This window comes from Stenotrophomonas indicatrix (assembly GCF_002750975.1).
Lineage (GTDB): Bacteria > Pseudomonadota > Gammaproteobacteria > Xanthomonadales > Xanthomonadaceae > Stenotrophomonas > Stenotrophomonas indicatrix.
In genome coordinates this window covers 383,466-400,763 of sequence record NZ_PEJS01000002.1, presented here as the reverse complement: position 1 = coordinate 400,763, position 17,298 = coordinate 383,466, and the positions used below count along the sequence as shown (strand labels likewise).

At 67.0% G+C, this 17,298-nt stretch carries 19 protein-coding genes; 9 read left to right on the top strand and 10 right to left on the bottom strand.

The window, feature by feature from the left end:
* Positions 1-5 precede the first annotated feature (5 nt).
* The gene (dut, locus tag CR918_RS20855; RefSeq protein WP_025878378.1) at positions 6-494 is read right to left on the bottom strand and encodes a dUTP diphosphatase; all 489 of its coding nucleotides are present in this window, start codon (positions 492-494) and stop codon (positions 6-8) included.
* Positions 491-1,747 carry a bifunctional phosphopantothenoylcysteine decarboxylase/phosphopantothenate--cysteine ligase CoaBC gene (gene coaBC, locus CR918_RS20850; protein WP_059064131.1) on the bottom strand — a complete coding sequence of 419 codons (1,257 nt, stop codon included), beginning with the start codon at positions 1,745-1,747 and terminating at the stop codon, positions 491-493. Before coaBC ends, dut begins: the two co-directional genes overlap by 4 nt.
* Before the next feature lie 225 nt (positions 1,748-1,972).
* Between coaBC and CR918_RS20845 the strand changes: the two genes are divergently transcribed.
* The 4 genes from CR918_RS20845 (at position 1,973) to CR918_RS20830 (ending at position 6,093) form a co-directional block, all read left to right on the top strand.
* A complete protein-coding gene (locus CR918_RS20845; RefSeq protein ID WP_025878376.1) occupies positions 1,973-2,599 on the top strand; it encodes a response regulator in 627 nt (208 codons plus the stop codon).
* A gap of 71 nt (positions 2,600-2,670) precedes the next feature.
* On the top strand, positions 2,671-3,375 hold the full coding sequence (radC, locus tag CR918_RS20840) for a RadC family protein (protein ID WP_025878375.1): 705 nt from the start codon (positions 2,671-2,673) through the stop codon (positions 3,373-3,375).
* Between the two features lie 114 nt (positions 3,376-3,489).
* Complete coding sequence (argS, locus tag CR918_RS20835) at positions 3,490-5,178, top strand: arginine--tRNA ligase (RefSeq protein WP_025878374.1); 1,689 nt, start codon at positions 3,490-3,492, stop codon at positions 5,176-5,178.
* A gap of 21 nt (positions 5,179-5,199) precedes the next feature.
* The gene (locus CR918_RS20830; RefSeq protein WP_099844681.1) at positions 5,200-6,093 is read left to right on the top strand and encodes an SPOR domain-containing protein; all 894 of its coding nucleotides are present in this window, start codon (positions 5,200-5,202) and stop codon (positions 6,091-6,093) included.
* Between the two features lie 86 nt (positions 6,094-6,179).
* Here the strand turns inward: CR918_RS20830 and CR918_RS20825 are convergent, their stop codons facing one another.
* Both CR918_RS20825 and CR918_RS20820 read right to left on the bottom strand, forming a co-directional pair.
* Positions 6,180-6,932: an SDR family NAD(P)-dependent oxidoreductase gene (locus tag CR918_RS20825; RefSeq protein WP_025878372.1), complete on the bottom strand. Its 753-nt coding sequence runs from the start codon at positions 6,930-6,932 to the stop codon at positions 6,180-6,182.
* An 88-nt stretch (positions 6,933-7,020) separates the two neighbouring features.
* Entirely contained in the window at positions 7,021-7,515 is a 495-nt protein-coding gene (locus CR918_RS20820) for a hypothetical protein (protein WP_099844680.1), read from the bottom strand.
* Positions 7,516-7,600: 85 nt separating this feature from the next.
* Between CR918_RS20820 and CR918_RS20815 the strand changes: the two genes are divergently transcribed.
* A complete protein-coding gene (locus CR918_RS20815) occupies positions 7,601-8,068 on the top strand; it encodes a YehS family protein (protein ID WP_025878370.1) in 468 nt (155 codons plus the stop codon).
* Here CR918_RS20815 and CR918_RS20810 read toward each other — a convergent pair.
* Positions 8,037-8,924 (bottom strand): LysR family transcriptional regulator, encoded by an 888-nt coding sequence (locus CR918_RS20810; protein WP_099844679.1) that lies wholly within the window; start codon positions 8,922-8,924, stop codon positions 8,037-8,039. The genes CR918_RS20815 and CR918_RS20810 overlap by 32 nt on opposite strands.
* A gap of 144 nt (positions 8,925-9,068) precedes the next feature.
* On the opposite strand from CR918_RS20810, the gene CR918_RS20805 reads away from it, so the two are divergent.
* Complete coding sequence (locus CR918_RS20805; protein WP_394122850.1) at positions 9,069-10,217, top strand: MFS transporter; 1,149 nt, start codon at positions 9,069-9,071, stop codon at positions 10,215-10,217.
* Here CR918_RS20805 and CR918_RS20800 read toward each other — a convergent pair.
* Positions 10,214-10,918, bottom strand: coding sequence for a TorF family putative porin (locus CR918_RS20800; protein ID WP_099844696.1), 705 nt, complete (start codon positions 10,916-10,918; stop codon positions 10,214-10,216). The genes CR918_RS20805 and CR918_RS20800 overlap by 4 nt on opposite strands.
* A gap of 165 nt (positions 10,919-11,083) precedes the next feature.
* Between CR918_RS20800 and CR918_RS20795 the strand changes: the two genes are divergently transcribed.
* Positions 11,084-11,473 carry a DUF6165 family protein gene (locus tag CR918_RS20795; protein ID WP_025878366.1) on the top strand — a complete coding sequence of 130 codons (390 nt, stop codon included), beginning with the start codon at positions 11,084-11,086 and terminating at the stop codon, positions 11,471-11,473.
* Between the two features lie 9 nt (positions 11,474-11,482).
* On the opposite strand, the gene CR918_RS20790 is transcribed toward CR918_RS20795, so the two are convergent.
* Together CR918_RS20790 and CR918_RS20785 are read right to left on the bottom strand one after the other, a co-directional pair.
* Positions 11,483-12,160, bottom strand: coding sequence for a response regulator (locus CR918_RS20790; protein WP_025878365.1), 678 nt, complete (start codon positions 12,158-12,160; stop codon positions 11,483-11,485).
* Positions 12,161-12,351: 191 nt separating this feature from the next.
* Entirely contained in the window at positions 12,352-12,924 is a 573-nt protein-coding gene (locus CR918_RS20785) for an OmpO family porin (RefSeq protein WP_025878364.1), read from the bottom strand.
* Between the two features lie 278 nt (positions 12,925-13,202).
* On the opposite strand from CR918_RS20785, the gene CR918_RS20780 reads away from it, so the two are divergent.
* Entirely contained in the window at positions 13,203-13,562 is a 360-nt protein-coding gene (locus CR918_RS20780; RefSeq protein WP_025878363.1) for a DUF1428 domain-containing protein, read from the top strand.
* A gap of 15 nt (positions 13,563-13,577) precedes the next feature.
* On the opposite strand, the gene CR918_RS20775 is transcribed toward CR918_RS20780, so the two are convergent.
* Positions 13,578-14,276: a hypothetical protein gene (locus tag CR918_RS20775; protein WP_059064128.1), complete on the bottom strand. Its 699-nt coding sequence runs from the start codon at positions 14,274-14,276 to the stop codon at positions 13,578-13,580.
* A 138-nt stretch (positions 14,277-14,414) separates the two neighbouring features.
* Positions 14,415-15,329 carry a histone gene (locus tag CR918_RS20770; RefSeq protein WP_099844678.1) on the bottom strand — a complete coding sequence of 305 codons (915 nt, stop codon included), beginning with the start codon at positions 15,327-15,329 and terminating at the stop codon, positions 14,415-14,417.
* A gap of 489 nt (positions 15,330-15,818) precedes the next feature.
* Here CR918_RS20770 and CR918_RS20765 point away from each other — a divergent pair, with 489 nt between their 5' ends.
* Positions 15,819-17,252, top strand: a complete 1,434-nt coding sequence (locus tag CR918_RS20765) for a Do family serine endopeptidase (RefSeq protein ID WP_025878360.1) — start codon at positions 15,819-15,821, stop codon at positions 17,250-17,252.
* The last annotated feature ends 46 nt before the right edge of the window (positions 17,253-17,298 follow it).

The following is a 17,298-nucleotide window of genomic DNA, read 5'->3' as shown; positions in this document are numbered from 1 at the left end:
CCCTGTCAACGCACCCCGGTATGGCCGAATCCACCCGTTCCCCGCACGCTGTCGGTGAAAGTATCCACCACCTGCAGGCTGACGCGGGCAATCGGCACGATCACCAACTGGGCGATGCGATCGCCCGGCTCGATGGTGAAGGCCTCGCGGCCACGGTTCCAGACACTGATCAGCAGCGGCCCCTGGTAGTCGGCATCGATCAGGCCGGTGCCGTTGCCGAGCACGATGCCATGGCGGTGGCCCAGGCCCGAACGCGGCAGGATCACTGCGCACAGATGAGGATCGGCGATATGGATGGCCAGGCCGCTGGGAACCAGTGCGGTATCGCCCGGCTGCAGGGTCAGCGCGGTTTCCAGCGCCGCGCGCAGGTCCATGCCGGCGCTGGCTTCGGTGGCATAGGCCGGCAGCGGCCAGCTGTCGCCGAAGCGCGGGTCGAGCAGCTTTACCTGCAACGGTTGCGGGGAGAGTCCGTGGGTGTTGCTTGCCTGGGTCATGCCTGAAGCCTCCGCGCGATCAGCGCCAGCAGTTGTTCGGCCAGCTCACGCTTGGAAGTAGCCGGGAATACCTGTTCGCCATCCTGCCAGAAGGCCGTGGCGGCATTGTTGTCGCTTTCGAAACCACCGCCGCTGATGCCCACCTGGTTGGCGATCACCAGGTCCAGGCGCTTGTCGACCAGCTTGCCGCGCGCATATTTCTCCACATCGTGGGTCTCGGCGGCAAAGCCGACCACCAGCTTCAACGACTGCGTCTGCGCGGCAACCTCGGCCAGGATGTCCGGAGTGCGCACCAGCTCGATCACCAGCGACTGGCTGTCGGCGGTCTTCTTCAGCTTCTGCGCGGCCACCTGGCGCGGGGTGTAGTCGGAAACGGCGGCAGCACCGATGTAGATGTCGGCCGGCAGCGCATCCAGTACCGCCTCGCGCATCTGCGCGGCGGAGCGCACATCGATGCGCTGCACGCCGGGCGGCGTCGGCAGCTGCACCGGGCCGCTGACCAGCACCACCTGGGCACCGAGCCCGGCGGCAGCGGCGGCCAGCGCGTAGCCCATCTTGCCGCTGCTGCGGTTGCCCACGTAACGCACCGGATCGATGTCTTCATAGGTCGGGCCGGCGCTGATCAGCAGGCGCAGGCCCTGCAGGGCGCGCGTTTCCGGCGCCGCGGCAGCGGCAGCGCCGTTGGCGGCCAGGGCGGCGACGATGTCGGCCGGCTCGGCCAAACGACCGGGGCCGGATTCGCCTTCGGCCAGCGGCCCATCGACCGGACCGATCACCTGCGCGCCGCGCTGGCGCAGCAGGGCGATATTGGCCTGGGTGGCCGGATGCAGCCACATCCGATGGTTCATCGCCGGGCACACGGTCAGTGGTGCGGTGCTGGCCAGGCACAAGGTGCTGACCAGGTCATCGGCGTGGCCCTGGGCCAGGCGGGCCAGCAGGTCGGCGGTACCCGGCGCGATCACGATGCGATCGGCCCAGCGTGCCAGTTCAATGTGGCCCATGGCCTGTTCGGCGGCGCTGTCCCACAAGGTAGTGCGGGTCGGCTGGCCGGAAAGGGCCTGGAAGCTGAGTGGGGTGACGAACTGCTGGGCGCCGGCCGTCATCGCCACCTGCACCAGCGCACCGGCATCACGCAGGCGTCGAACCAGTTCCAGGGCCTTGTAGGCCGCGATCCCGCCACCGACACACAAGAGCAGTTTCTGGCCTTCCAGCGCGCGGGTCCGCGTCGGGGAAGCGTTGGGAGAATCAGCCACCTGGAATTCCTGTGCAAACGAGGGCGTTAGCTTACCCGAAGGCCAGCAACCTCCCGGTGCACGCGGCACATAGCGGGCGGCTATCAGCACATGGGCGGGGGCCGATGGAGTTTTCCGGGTTTGCTGCGCGCCGATTCGGAACTTTCCTATACCTCTTCGCGTCCCCGCTTTGCAGAATCATTGCTGGCCACCGAGGTGTGCCGTTCGATTTCCCAGGAGTTCCCCGTGCAACCGCGCATCATCATTGCCGACGACCATCCGGTCGTCCTGCACGGCATCCGAATCGTGCTTGAGCGTCACCAGATGGACGTGGCCGGTGCCGCTGCCGACGGTGCCGGACTGCTGCAGCTGCTGGTCCAGCAGCCCTGCCACGCCGTACTCACCGACCTGTCCATGCCCGGCCCCGGCCCGGACGGCCCTGAACTGCTGGCCGAGCTGCGCCAACGCCATCCCGACCTTCCCGTGGTAGTGCTGACCGGGGCCAGGCACCCGGGGTTGCTCGATGGCCTGCTGCGCGATGGCGTACACGGCCTTGTCGACAAGAGCGCCGACTTCGCCGAACTACCGCAGGCCCTGCATGCCGCCATGGCTGGGCAGGTGTTCGTTTCCGACCAGCTGCGGCGCCACCTGCAGGCCCGCGATCTGCTGTTCCCCCATCCACCGGCCGCATTGTCGACACGCGAACTGGAAGTGCTGCAACTGCTGACCGATGGCCTGAACATCAATGCCATCGCCGACCGCAGCGGGCGCAGCCCGAAGACGATCAGCCGGCAGAAGGCCGAAGCCATGCGCAAGCTGGGTCTGCAGACCAACCAGGAACTCTACGACTACCTGCAGACCCGGCGCGACTGAGGGCTTGGCCGACCCGCAGGTGCGGCAAGGGCTTATGGGAGCGGTCGGCGATGATCGCCATGATGGGTGCCATGCCCATCCATGAATGGCCCGAAGAAGAGCGCCCCCGCGAGAAGCTGCTGGCCCGGGGTCCCACGGCATTGTCCGACGCCGAACTGCTGGCCCTGTTCCTGGGTTCCGGCATTGGCGGCCGGGACGCCGTACAGACCGCGCGCGACCTGCTGCTCGCCCACGGCCCATTGCGGGTGCTGCTGGACCGCTCCGCCCGCGAACTATCGAAACTCCCTGGGTTGGGGCCGGCTCGCAGCTGCACGCTGGCCGCAGGGCTGGAACTGGCCCACCGCTACCTGGCCGCTGAACTGCAGCAGGGCGAAGCGGTCGGCAACAACCCTGCCGCCGTCGGCCGTTACCTGCAGCACCGTCTGCGTGGGCAGGCACGGGAACTGTTCGTGGTCCTGTTCCTGGACAACCGCCACCGCCTGATCGCCTGCGAGGAACTGTTCGCCGGTACCATCAACGCGGCCCCGGTCTACCCCCGTGAAGTAGTGCGCAGAGCCCTGCTGCACAACGCCGCCGCGGTCATCCTCAGCCATAACCATCCCTCTGGCGACCCGGAACCCTCGGCCGCCGACGCGCAGATCACCGAGGAACTGCAACGGGCCCTGGCACTGGTCGACATCCGCCTGCTGGACCACTTCGTGGTCGGCGAGGGGCGTCCGGTTTCGTTTGCTGAACGGGGTCTTCTGCCACCGCTCCAGGCCCGCCTGGTCGGATGAGCCCCGCAGCAGCACGCCGCGACGCGTGCCCTGGCAGGCAGGCCCCGGTCAGCGTTGAGGCCGGCATCTGCGCTAAAATGGGCGATTCCGCCGCTCATTCTCACAGCAGGCCTCGTGAAAAATCTCCTCCGCGCCCTGATCAGCCAAGGCATCGAAGCCTTGCGCGCCAATGGCACCCTGCCCGTCGACTCCCTGCCGCCGGACTTCGTGGTCGAGCGCCCGAAGACCCGCGACCATGGCGACTTCGCTACCAACGCCGCGATGCTGCTGGCCAAGGCCGCGCGCAGCAATCCGCGCGCACTGGCACAGGCGCTGGTCGAGGCACTGCCGCGCAGCGAAGACGTCAGCAAGGTCGAGATCGCCGGCCCCGGCTTCATCAATTTCCACCTGGCGCCGGCCGCGTACCAGCGTGAAGCCGTCACCGTCATCAAGGAAGGCGCCGATTACGGCCGCAACCTGTCCGGCAATGGCCGCACGGTAGGCGTGGAGTATGTGTCGGCCAACCCGACCGGTCCGCTGCATGTCGGCCACGGCCGCGCCGCGGCCATCGGCGACTGCGTGGCACGCGTGCTCGATGCCAACGGCTGGAATGCCAAGCGCGAGTTCTACTACAACGATGCCGGCGTGCAGATCGAGAACCTGGCGCTGTCGACCCAGGCCCGCGTGAAGGGCATTGCCCCGGACCAGGAAGGCTGGCCGGAAGGCGGCTACCGCGGCGACTACATCGCCGACGTGGCACGTGCCTACATGTCCGGCGCCAGCGTCGACCTGGAAGGCACCCTGGTGGTCGGCGCCAAGGACCCTGACGACCTGCAGGCGATCCGCCGCTTCGCCGTGGCCTACCTGCGTAACGAGCAGAACCTGGACCTGGCCGCGTTCGGCGTGGATTTCGACATCTACTTCCTGGAAAGCTCGCTGTACGCCGATGGCAAGGTCGCCGAGGCAGTGGCCAAGCTGCAGGCGTCGGGCCATACCTATGAGGAAGGCGGCGCGCTGTGGCTGCGCAGCACCGACTTCGGTGACGACAAGGACCGCGTGATGCGCAAGTCCGACGGCACCTTCACCTACTTCGTGCCGGACGTGGCCTACCACCTGTCGAAGTGGCAGCGCGGCTACGAGCGCGCGATCACCGAACTGGGCGCGGACCACCACGGTTCACTGGCGCGCGTGCGTGCCGGCCTGCAGGCCATGGAAGTGGGCATCCCGCAGGGCTGGCCGGAATACGTGCTGCACCAGATGGTCACCGTCATGCGCGGCGGCGAGGAAGTGAAGCTGTCCAAGCGTGCCGGCAGCTACTTCACCCTGCGCGACCTCATCGAAGAAGCCGGCCGCGACGCGACCCGCTGGTTCCTGATCGCACGCAAGCCCGATTCACAGCTGACCTTCGACATCGACCTGGCCCGTCAGCAGAGCAACGACAACCCGGTGTTCTACGTGCAGTACGCACATGCCCGTGTCTGCAGCCTGCTGCGCCAGGCGCAGGAGAAGGGTCTGGTCTACGAACAGGGCACCGGCCTGTCCAATCTGGGCCGCCTGGCCGATGACGCATCGCTGGCCCTGATGAACGAGATCTCGCGTTATCCGGAAGTGGTGGAAGCGGCTGGCGTGGCGCTGGAACCGCATCTGGTCGCGCAGTACCTGCGCGAATTGGCGCACGCCTTCCACACGTGGTATCACGGGACGCCGGTGCTGGTGGACGACGCGACCGATCGCAATGCCAAGTTGACCCTGGCCTGCGCGGCGCGCCAGGTACTGGCCAACGGCCTCGACCTCCTGGGCGTTTCCGCCCCGGAAAAAATGTAAGCCTCAGGAGACGCAGTAGACATGGCAGCACGACGCGGCAAGACACAGGCTCGGCGCAACAGCAGCCAAGGCACGCCCGGATGGGTGTGGCTGGTTGCCGGCGTGGCGATCGCCGCCGTGGTGTTCCTGGCGGCGCCGAACCTGTTCAAGGGCGAGGGCGATGGCTTCCTGCGCGCCGGTCCGCAGCCGAACCCGAACGCGCAGCCCGCGCCGGTGGCCGATGGCGAAGGCGATGTCGGCACCCAGCCGGCCGCACAGCCGGCCACGCCGAAGCCGGCTGAGCCGGAAAAGCCGGCGGCCACCCAGTACGACTTCTACACCCTGCTGCCTGGCAAGGAAGTGGAGATGTCCGACGCCGAACTGGCCGCCAGCGCGCGCGCCGAGGAACAGCGTCGGAGCAAGGCCGAAGCGCAGCGCGCGCAGGCCGCACTGGAAGGCAAGCCCGTGCCGGCGGCGGTTGTGGCCGCAGCCCCTGCGGCGACGGCGAGCGTTGCCAGCACCGCGCCGGTGACCGCCACCAGCCGTCCGCTGCCGACGCCGGTGAGTGAACGCCCGACGACCGCCGCGCCAGCGGCCACCACCGCGCCGGCCAGCACCAGCACCGGTGCCGCCGCTCCTGCGGCACGCAGCGAAACCGCGCCGGCCGCCGCCAGCACCGCAGCAGCCCCGGCAACGGCCGACAACGCCCGCTACATCCTGCAGGCCGGTGCGTTCGGCGCGTCCGGCGATGCCGAAGCGACCAAGGCCAAGCTGGCGATGATGGGCCTGGCCGCACGCGTGGAGTCGGCGCAGATCAACGGCAAGACCGTGTACCGCGTACGCATGGGGCCCTATGGCACCGCCGGTGAGCTTTCCGAAGCCAAGCAGAAGCTGGATGGCACCGGCCTGCAGGCGATGGCGATCAAGGCGCAGTAAGCGTGCGGGCATAATGAAAAAAGCCGGGCATTGCCCGGCTTTTTTTTTGCCCGTGCAGCGCCGGGCTCGACGCTGCAGACAGCGGATCAGCTCTCGCGGGCAACCTGGAAACCGGCGAACGACTGGCTGACCGGCATCAGTTCCAGGCGATTGATGTTCAGGTGCGGGGGCAGGCTCGCCACCCAGAAGATCTGCTCGGCGATGTCTTCGGCGGTCATCGGGTTGGCGCCGGTGTAGAGCTTGTCCGACGCAACCTGGTCGCCATGGGTGCGGACCACGGTGAACTCGGTTTCGGCCATGCCCGGTTCGATGGTGGTCACGCGTACGCCGGTACCGTGCAGGTCCGAACGCAGGCCCAGCGAGAACTGGCTGACGAACGCCTTGGTGCCGCCATAGGCGTTGCCGCCCGGATACGGATAGACACCGGCCACCGACGAAATGTTGATGATGGCGCCCTTGCGCTCCACCAGCTGCGGCAACAGGCGATGGGTCAGGGTGACCAGCGCGGTGATGTTGGTGTCGATCATCGTCGTCCAGTCCTTCAGGCTGGCGCTCTGCGCCGGCGCGGTGCCCTGGGCGAGACCGGCATTGTTGACCAGCAGATCGATGTCACCGAAGGCCGGCGGCAGCGCCAGCAGTGCCGCTTCCATCGCGACCGGATCACGCACGTCGAACACGGCCGCGTGCACCACCTCCTTGCCGTAGCGCTCGACCAGCGGCTGCAGGCGTTCGCTGCGACGGCCGGTGGCGATCACTTTCCAGCCCGCCTGGGCGAAGCGGTGTACGGCAGCGGCGCCGAAGCCGGACGTGGCGCCGGTAATCAGGACGGTTCGGGTCATCAGACAACTCCGTGGGAAACCAGACCGCCATTCTGGCACCGTCGGCCCACGGCTGCGTTGCCTGATCGGCCCGCTGCGGTGCGCGCGGTCAGCGCAGGCGGAACACGCGTGCCTTCGGCAGATCTTCGTCGACCTGCAGGAACCAGCGCCCGGCGATACCCGGAATCACCTCGATCTGCGGTGCCTGCAGGGTCTTGCGCAGCTTCATCTGGCCCTTCATCACCTGCCACTGCTGACCGTTGTCGAGGGTGAACACCGAGCCCGGCTGCCAACCCGCGACGTCGCCGACCACGCGCGCGCTGACTGGCCCCTCTTCCAGGCCCAGGTGCATCGCCGCCGGGGCGGGAACGTTGGCCGGCAACGGCGCGCCGGTGTTGGCCGCAACCGCCGCCCGCGTGGGTACGGGCGTAGATGCCTCGGCCTCGCGCAGCACGCGGTTCAGGGTCTGCAGCTGGGTCGCGTCCAGGCCCACTTCGGCCAGCTGGGCCGCGCTGAGACGCTGCTCCACGGGCACGAAACGGTCCTGGGCGGTGGCGGCGAAGCTGCTGGCGGCCAGCAGAACGGAAAGGAGGTACCGGCGCATCGGAGAGGGTCTCTGCAGAACAGCGCTCACGATGCTGCAATCCGGTGACAGTCCGGTTACAGCCGCAGGGCCGGTACAATGGGCCATGATCAATAATGATGTGCTGCGCAGCGTGCGCTACTCCCTGGACCTCGGCGACCACCACGTGGTGACCCTGTGCCAGATGGCCGATCCGGCGTTCGAAGTGGATGTCGACCAGGCCAAGGCCTGGCTGCTGCGCGAAGACGAGCCGGGTTTCCAGCCGATGAGCGACAGTGCGCTGGCGCACTTCCTCGATGGCCTGATCCTGCACCTGCGCGGTCACGATGAGGGCCAGGCGCCGCGCGCGGTGGAAACCCGCATCGACAACAACCTGGTGTTGAAGAAGCTGCGCGTGGCCTTCCAGCTGCGCGATGTCGACATGATGGAGATCTTCACCAGCATCGGCTTCAACGTCTCCAAATCCGAACTCGGCGCGCTGTTCCGCCAGCCCGGCCACAAGAACTACCGGCGCTGCCTGGACCAGATGCTGCGCAACTTCCTCAAGGGCCTGAGCCTGCGCCTGCGCAGCTGAGCACGGCGTCGACGAAGGCGCGTGCGGCCGGCGTCGGCAGGCGCTGCCAGACCAGATGTACGCGCCGGGTCGGGGTCGGTTGCAGCGGCACCTGCACCACCCCTTCAAAACCGTCGGCGATCCGCACCGGCACGATGCCCACCGCCAGGCCGTGGCGGACGAAGCGCTCGATCAGTTCCATCAGGTTGACCTCGAAACGCACCTGATGCGGCAGGCCCGCTGCGGCGAACGCATCATCGGTCTGCCGGCGCGCGCCGGTCCCCCGCGGGAAATCGACCAGAGCCTCATCCTGCAGCGCCGCCAACGGCAACCGCTGGCGCGTGGCCAGCCGATGCTGCGGCGCCAGCACGGCCACCAGATCCTCTTCCTGCAGCATCTGGTGGCAGACGCCCTCCAGATGGGCCGACGGCGCCAGCCCCACCAGCGCCACGTCCAGTGCGCGCGACTGCACCTGCTGCAGCAGGGTCTCGCTCTTGTCCACCCGCAACTGGAACTCCACCTGCGGGTGCTGCTGCTGGAAGGCAGCCAGCATGGCCACCACGTCGACGCCGGTCAGCGACGAGATCTGCCCGATCGCCAGCAGCCCGCGCACGTCACCACTGACGGCAGCGACGTCGGCACGCAGGTGGCGCAGGCTGGCCAGCACCTGCCGGGCGTGCACCAGCAACGCCTCCCCCGCCGCGGTGGCGCGCACCTGGCGCGGCAGCCGCTCGAACAACATCGTGCCCAGCTCCTGCTCCAGATGGGCAATCTGATGGCTCAGGGCGGACTGCACGACGTGGCAGCGCGCGGCCGCACGGGTGAAGTTGCCCTCTTCAGCCAGGGCCACGGCGAACTCGAGCTGCTTGAGGTTCACACCCGTATCTCAATTCCAGATGACAGCGATGATGATGATTCATTTCCATCATGAGAGCAGCAGGCGGACACTGTGCTGCCCTGCTTCACGGAACATCGCGTGTCTCCTTCCCTTCCTCCCCTGCAGCGCTGGCAGATCCTGTTGATGTCGGTCGCCACCGGCGTCGCGGTGGCCAGCAATTACTACGCGCAGCCGTTGCTGCATACCATCGCCGATGCCTTCGGCGTGCCTTTCGGCCAGGTCGGCATGGTGGTGACCGCTGCGCAGTTGAGCTACGCCGCTGGCCTGATCCTGCTGGTGCCGTTGGGTGATCTGTTCGAGCGCCGCCGGCTGATCGTGGTGATGACGTTGTTGTCGGCCAGCGGGCTGGTGATCAGCGCGTGCGCGCCGTCGTTGCCATGGCTGCTGGCCGGTACCGCGATCACCGGGTTGTTCTCGGTGGTGGCGCAGGTGCTGGTGCCGTTCGCCGCCACCCTGGCCGCACCGGAGCATCGCGGCCGCGTGGTCGGCACGCTGATGAGCGGGCTGCTGCTGGGCATCCTGCTGGCACGCACCGTGGCCGGGCTGCTGTCGAGCCTGGGCGACTGGCGCCTGGTCTATGCGATCGCTGCAGGTACGCTGGTGCTGACCGCGCTGGCCCTGCAGCGCGGCCTGCCGCGTTTCCACCACAGCGCCGGGCTGAGCTACTTCGCGCTGCTGCGCTCGATCGGCACGCTGTTCGTGCAGGAACCGGTGCTGCGCCAGCGCACGCTGCTCGGCGCGTGCAGCTTTGCGATGTTCGCGATCTTCTGGACGCCACTGGCCTTCCTGCTGGCGCAGCCACCGTATGCCTACAGCGACGCCACCATCGGCCTGTTCGGGCTGGTCGGTGCCGCCGGTACGCTGGCTGCCGGCCTTGCCGGGCGCATGTCGGATCGTGGCCAGACCGGCCGGGCCACGGCCATTGCGCTGGTGCTGTTGCTGCTGTCCTGGCTGCCTCTGGGGCTCTCGGCGCATTCGCTGCTGGCGCTGCTGGTCGGCGTGGTGGTGCTGGACCTGGCCGCGCAGCTGCTGCATGTCAGCAACCAGAACCTGATCTACGCACTGCAGCCGGAGGCACGCAACCGCCTCAATGCCGGTTACATGACCGGCTATTTCATCGGGGGTTCGCTGGGCTCGCTGCTGTCGGCACAGGTCTACCAGCGTTTCGGCTGGACCGGCGTATGCGTGGCCGGTACCGCGGTGGCGGTACTGGCCCTGCTGGTGTGGCTGCCCAGTGCCTGGCGCGCACGCCAGGCCGCGTCGGCCGACTAGAAGCTGCCCTGCAGCGCCAGTTCCCAGCGTCCACCGGCATTGCCCGGGAACAGACGCTTGGCGGCGCTGTCGGTGTCATGCACGGTGGCGCGCAGTTCCCAGGCCGGCGTCAACGTGGCAATGGCACTGAGCTGGCCATGCAGGTAGTCCGGCCCCTGCGCGGTGGCCAGCCAGTACTGCCCCACCGCCGCTTCCAACCGCACGCGCTCGTTCAACGGCACCCGCACGCCCAGCTGTGCGTAGGTGCCGCGATGGCCGCCGGCCAGGGCATCGTTGGAGTGGGCAACCTGCAGCCAGGCGCGTTGCTTCCAGGTGGTGGTGACATTGAGTTCGGTCCAGTCCAGTGCGCGGCCAGTGCCCGGATAGACATACCGGGTGAGGTTCGCATCCAGGCTCCAGTCCGGCGACAGCGCGCCGGACCAGCCGGCGACGAGATCGAACTCGCTGCGTGCCCCGCTGTCCGGCGTGAACGAAACATTCGATCCCCATGCGCTGGCATACCAGCCCGAACCCACCGTCACCTTTGCCCCCACCTGCGCGGCCGGATCGCCCTCGCTCTGTGAACTGCCGCGCCAGACATAGTCGCTGGTCAATGCCGCCGTGCCACTCACCTGCACCTGCACCTGCGCCTGCACGCTGCCGGCGCACAGCAGCCCCGCCAGTGCGGCCGCGCTGGCCACGATCATCCCCTTGCTCTTCACTGCACTCACTTCCTCGTCGAAGGCGGTCTGTCCGCCGGGACGGCAGTGTCGATGGCAGGGCCGTAACGGTTCGATGGCGATGCTGCCGTGCCAGCGCAAATTCAGCGTAAATCCGCGCTGCGGTGGGCGCGGTATCATGCGGGCCTATTTCCAGGAACCAACCACGTGGACGCCATCCTGACCCCGGTATCGATCGGCGAGCTGATCGACAAGATCACCATTCTCGAGATCAAGGCCGAGCGCATCGACGATGCGACCAAGCTGGCCAACGTGCGCACCGAGCTTGACGGCCTGCTGCCGCTGCTGCAGCAGCAGCTTGACGCGCAGCCGGCCCTGGCCGCGCTGAAGACGCAGTTGAAGGCCATCAACGAGCGCATGTGGGAGATCCAGGACCAGCTGCGCGACAAGGAAGCGGCGCAGGTATTCGACGAGGCGTTCATCCAGCTGGCGCGCGGCGTGTACGGCACCAACGGCGAACGCGTGCAGGTGAAGAACGAGATCAACCGTGTTGCCGGTTCGGCGCTGGTCGAGGAAAAGCAGTACCAGGGCGAGTAAGCGCGCCCGTCAGCCACACTCCAGCAGGTGGCGGATGCGGAACAGTTCGAGATCGCTGCGGATGCCGAGCTTCTGATAGGCCGCCTTCTTCTGCGTGCTGATGGTGCTGGCCGAGCGCTGGAAGCGCCGGGCCACTTCGCCGGTGCTGCACCCCTGCAGCACCAGCCGCAGCACTTCGCGTTCACGCCGGCTCAGTGGCGTCAGGCTGGGCGCCGACATGCGCCGAGCGCGCGATCGATTCAGCTGCGTGCGCAGCTCCGGGGGCACGAACCGCCCACCGCGGGCCACCACGTCCACCGCGCGCAGCAGCATTTCCGGCGTGGTCGCCTTGGACAGGAAGCCGCGTGCGCCGGCCTGCATCGTCGTGGCCACGGTGCTGGCATTGCAGTGCGCCGACAGCACCAGTATCGGCAGGCTGGGCCAGCGCCGGGACAATCCGCGCAGCAGCTGCAACCCGTCGCCAAGATCCCCCAGCGGCAGCGCATCGATCACCAGCAGGTCAACGCAGCCGGGTTCGCGTTGCAGCAGTTCCACCAGGTCATCTTCGTTGGCGTAGCTGCCGCGCACGTGCACGCCGCTGTGCTGGTGCAGCAGCACTTCCACCCCCAGCCGCAGCACCGGATGCGGATCCAGCAGCGCCAGACGGCGCGGCCGGTCGGGGAGCAGCGGTGGGAGTACGGGCGGCATCGCGGTGTATCCGGCAGCACGGGATATCCACCGTAGGGCGCCACTGGCGGTGGCGGAATCCAATTCATTGCAATGCAACATGACGCCGCGCATCGCAGTCAGACTCTGTTCTGATTCCCCACAACGCAACAGGCCCGGCAATGCCGGGCCTGTTTCAGCACGAACAGCGCGCGGGCGCGCCGTAGATGCAATTACCAGCTGAAGCGCGGGCCGACGGTGTATTCCTTGTCGCCGTGGCGGTTCATCTTCAGCTCGCCGTTCAGGCCCCAGTTCTGGTTCAGCTTGACCTGACCACCCAGACGGCCGTACCACTGGCTGTCGATGTCGACGCCGTGCTTCTTCGAATAGTCTTCGTAACCGACCAGGCCGTAGACCTCAGCATGGGCACCGAACGCGGTACGGATACCGGCTTCAGCGCTGTAGCCGTTGAAATCCAGGCCGTGCTTCTGGTCGAACTTCTGGTAGGCGACGCGCGCAACGAAGTCGGTCGACGGAGCGATTTCGACGTTGTAGCCGGCACCGACCTTCCACTGGTCAACCTTGATGTTGGTGTGGTCGACTTCCTGACGGCTGTACTCGCCGAAAGCGTGGAAGTTCGGCAGGAAGCCGTAGGAACCCTTCACGCCCCAGCCATCAGCCTTGATGCCGTCAACGTCGGTCTTGGCGTAGTCAGCCTCGGCGTAGTTGTAGGACAGGTTCTCGGCGGCCGAAGCGGTGAACGGCAGGGCAGCGGCCAGAGCCAGAGCAATCAGCGAATTCTTCATGGGGGTACACCTTTACTTTCTTATGGTGTGCAGCAGCGCCAGGGCGCCATCGCATCGGGAATGTAAATTCTCCGTTATTCGCCACAACGCTCCCTGAAAACAGCGGTCTTCGCATTGCTGAATTTTTTGCATTGATTCAGCAAGGCTCAGGCATACGCGCGCGGTACGCGCACGCGCTTCGATTCAATGGCGCGGCAATCGATGTCGATTTGCCGCGCCCTGAAGCGTCGACTCAATGAAGGCCGTGTACCTGGCACGGTCCATTCCGGAGGCAAGCGATGAGCTACATCGATGGTTTCGTCCTGGCGGTGCCCACCGCCAACAAGGAGAAGTTCCTCGCCCACGCGCGCAGCGGCGACGTGGTGTTCCTCGAACACGGCGCGCTGCGCGTGGTCGAGTGCTGGGGCGATGACGTGCCGCACGGCAAGACCACCGACTTCTTCGGCGCGGTGAAAGCCACGGCGGAGGAGACCGTGGTGTTTTCCTGGATCGAGTGGCCGGACAAGGCCACCCGCGATGCAGGCATGCAGAAAATGATGGAAGACCCGCGGTTGGACCCGTCGAAGAATCCCATGCCGTTCGACGGTGCACGGATGATCTACGGCGGATTCGAGCCGATCTTCGAACTCAAGCGTTGACGCGGGCGGGCGTCCTCAGCGGGCGCCCGCTTCATCCTCACCGGCCGCGTGGCCGGCACCCAGCGCAGCACCGGCACCCACACCCAGCCCGCCCATTCCGGCACCCATGCCGCCGCCACCGCCGCCACCTCCACCGGTGCGACCGCCCTTGGCGTCGCCCTCGTTGCGGCCCTTGCCACTTCCGCCACCGCTGCCCGCAGGGCGGGTAGGCCCCTGGCGCGGGATCTCCAGGTCGGCCGGTACCGGCGCAAGGTCCAGCGCCTCGCGGACGAAGTCGCGCAGCGAGATCACCAGTTCGTGTGTGTGCACCGCACGCCCCTGTGCCAGTTCACTGGCAGCGCGCGCGGCCAGCCGTACCTGCTCGTCGGTGCCCAGCAGCAGGATGTCCGACAAGGCCGCTTCGACCGCATCGCGGATGCGCCGGGCCCGATCCGAGCCCGGCTCGGCGATGCCTTCTTCGTGGGCCCGCTGGCGCAGGTCGCGCAGGTGGGTTGGATCGACCCCCAGCTCACCGGTGAAGGAGCCGCCCAGCGTCTTGTAGGCCGCCATCAAGGTACGCAGCCGCTCATTGATCTGCCGATTCTCTCGTTCGCGGCGCTGCTGCAGGGTCTGCATCACCAGCAGGCGGATGCCCACGCCGAGCAGGGTGATCAGGACCAACCCGGCCAGGGTGGACAGCACGCCCTGCCAGGAACTGAAATCGATGCCGCGCATGGTCAGGGCTCCTGCGGAAGACCTTCATCTTGCCCCAGGCTGCTGCCGCAGATCCACGCCAGGCAACGATCAGCCCCCCCCGAAAACGCAGAAGGCCCTCCCGCCCGATGAGCGGAAGGGCCTTCGAACCACGCGCGATTACTTGCGCTTGGCAGCCTTGCGCACGGCCTTCTTGGCCGGAGCCTTCTTGGCCACGGCCTTCTTCAGCGGTGCAGCCTTCTTGGCGACCGTCTTGCGGGTAGCAGCGACCTTCTTGCCGGCAACCTTCTTGGCAGCAACGGTCTTCTTGCCGACAACCTTCTTGGCAGTGGCGGTCTTCTTGCCGACGACCTTCTTGGCAGCGGCGGTCTTCTTGCCGACGACCTTCTTGGCAGCGACGGTCTTCTTGCCGACGACCTTCTTGGCAGCGACAGTCTTCTTGCCGACGACCTTCTTGGCAGCGACGGTCTTCTTGGCCGCAGCCTTCTTGGCGGTAGCGACCTTCTTGCCGACGACCTTCTTGGCGGCCGCGGTCTTCTTGGCCACAGCCTTCTTGGCGGTAGCGACCTTCTTGCCGACAACCTTCTTGGCAGCAGCGGTCTTCTTTGCCACAGCCTTCTTGGCGGTCGCAACCTTCTTGGTGGCGGCCTTCTTCACGGTAGCGACCTTCTTGCCGGCAGCCTTGGTGGTCTTCTTGGCAGCATCAGCCTTCTTGGTCACGGTCTTGCCGGCAGCCGCCTTCTTCTTGGCCACTTCCTTCTTCAGGGCAGCCGCTTCGGCCTTGGCGTTCTTCTTGGCCGCTTCCAGCTTCTTCTTGGCGTTGGCAACGGTCTTGCCGACCGACTTGGCAGCCTTCTCGGCCTTCTTGGCAACGGTCTTCTCGACCTTGGCCACGACCTTCTTGGCCTTGGCGACGCGGGTGGTGGCAGCCTTGCGGGCGCGCTTGACGGTCTTCTTGACCGACTTCACTGCGTCTTCGGCGGCGTGGGCGATGGTCTCGCCGACGTTGGTGGCGGTTTCTTTCACGTTCTCGACGGCGTCGGTCACGACCGACACACCATTACCGTTGCTCATGTTGCCCTCCTGGGGGCCTGGATTGTCAAAACGGGGCGATGCTATACCGACAATGGCTATCGTGGAACGGGCACGGCCGGCCAATCGCATCCGGTGCGACGCAACTGGAGTAAGCGATAGCGGCGGCTGACGTGCCCCGCAGTCAGGAAATCCCTTTTTTTAAGCAGTGTGCTGCGCAGCCTGCCTGCTGCTGGCGTGCAGATGCAGGCACTGGCAGCAGCCACACATCCGCGCAGCACTGAGCGTCATCGCAAGGTCGGGATGCGCGGAACTGCGCAAGTGTCGCGGTGTATCAGGGCGCTGCCCGCGTGCCTTGCGGCGCTCGCTCGCGGCTGTCGCGAACAGCGTTGTGGTGCGCGCGTCAGCTTTCCGGCGCCTGCGGTGGGGGTCGGATTTTCATGGGGCATTTATCCAGATCGCGACACACTCATTCAGCTTGTTCTACCGTATGCGTCAACGGCCCCAACCTCAGCCTGCGAACCGACTCCCATGCGACCGCTTCCCACCCTGCTTACGCTCGCAATCGCCGCTGCCTTCGGCGGCTTCGTTGCCACCGGCCTCAATGCGCACCTGGACAACCGTGCCGATGCCGCTCCGCTGCCGGCGGTACTGCCCACCTCCGCAGCGCTGCCGGCCGCGGTCGCCGGGCAGGCGGTGCCTTCGCTTGCACCGATGCTGGAAAAGGCGATGCCGGCGGTGGTCAGCGTCAACACCAAGCAGGTGGTGCGGGTACGCAACCCGTTCTTCAACGACCCGTTCTTCCGCCGCCTGTTCCCGGACATCCCGCAGGAGCGGATCAACGAGTCACTCGGTTCGGGCGTCATCATCGATGCCACCGAAGGCCTGGTGCTGACCAACCACCACGTCATCGACAACGCTGATGACGTGCAGGTGACACTGGCCGATGGGCGCACGGTGAAGGCCGAGTTCCTCGGCTCGGACCGCGACACCGACATCGCGCTGATCCGCATTCCGGCGCAGAACCTGACCGACATCAAGCTGGGCAACAGCGACCAGCTGCGGGTGGGCGACTTCGTGGTTGCCATCGGCAATCCGTTCGGTTTCAGCCAGACGGTCACCTCGGGCATCGTCTCGGCGGTGGGCCGCAGTGGCATCCGCGGGCTGGGCTACCAGAACTTCATCCAGACCGATGCATCGATCAACCCCGGCAATTCCGGTGGCGCACTGGTCAACCTGCAGGGCCAGCTGGTGGGCATCAACACCGCCAGCTTCAACCCGCAGGGCAGCATGGCCGGCAACATCGGCCTGGGCCTGGCGATTCCGTCGAACCTGGCCCGCAGCGTGGTCGACCAGCTGGTCAAGCATGGCGTGGTGGTGCGCGGCACGCTGGGCATCGAAAGCCAGAACCTGAGCGCGCAGATCGCGCAGGGCCTGGGCCTGGGCGAAACCCGTGGCGCCCTGGTGACCCGCGTGCTGGCCGGTTCGGCCGGTGCCGCCGCGGGACTGAAGCCGGGCGACGTGGTGGTATCGGCCAACGGCCAGCGTGTGGACAGTGCCGAAGCACTGCACAACGTGGAAGGCCTGGCGGCGGTGGGCAGCGTGCTGACCCTGGACGTTCGCCGTGAAGGCAAGCCGCTGCAGATCAAGGCAACGCTGAAGGAACAGGCGCGCGTGGTCAGCGGCGAGAGCCTGGACCCGCGCCTGACCGGTGCCAGCTTCGTCGACCTGCCCGAATCGCTGCGTCAGTCTGGCGTGGGCGGCGTGCTGGTCAGCGAGGTCAAGCGCGGCAGCCGCGCCGCGACCAATGGCCTGCAGCAGGGCGACATCATCACCGACGCCACGGTGGGCGAATTCGCCGACCTGGCCAGCTGGCGCGCCAATTTCCAGCAGCGCCCGCCCACCCTGGTGCTGCGCGTGCTGCGCAACAATGGCCAGCAGCAGGGCCAGTTGGTGATGCGCTGATCGCCTGGCCGTAACGCCCCCTATACCCACGTGATGCTATTGCTGT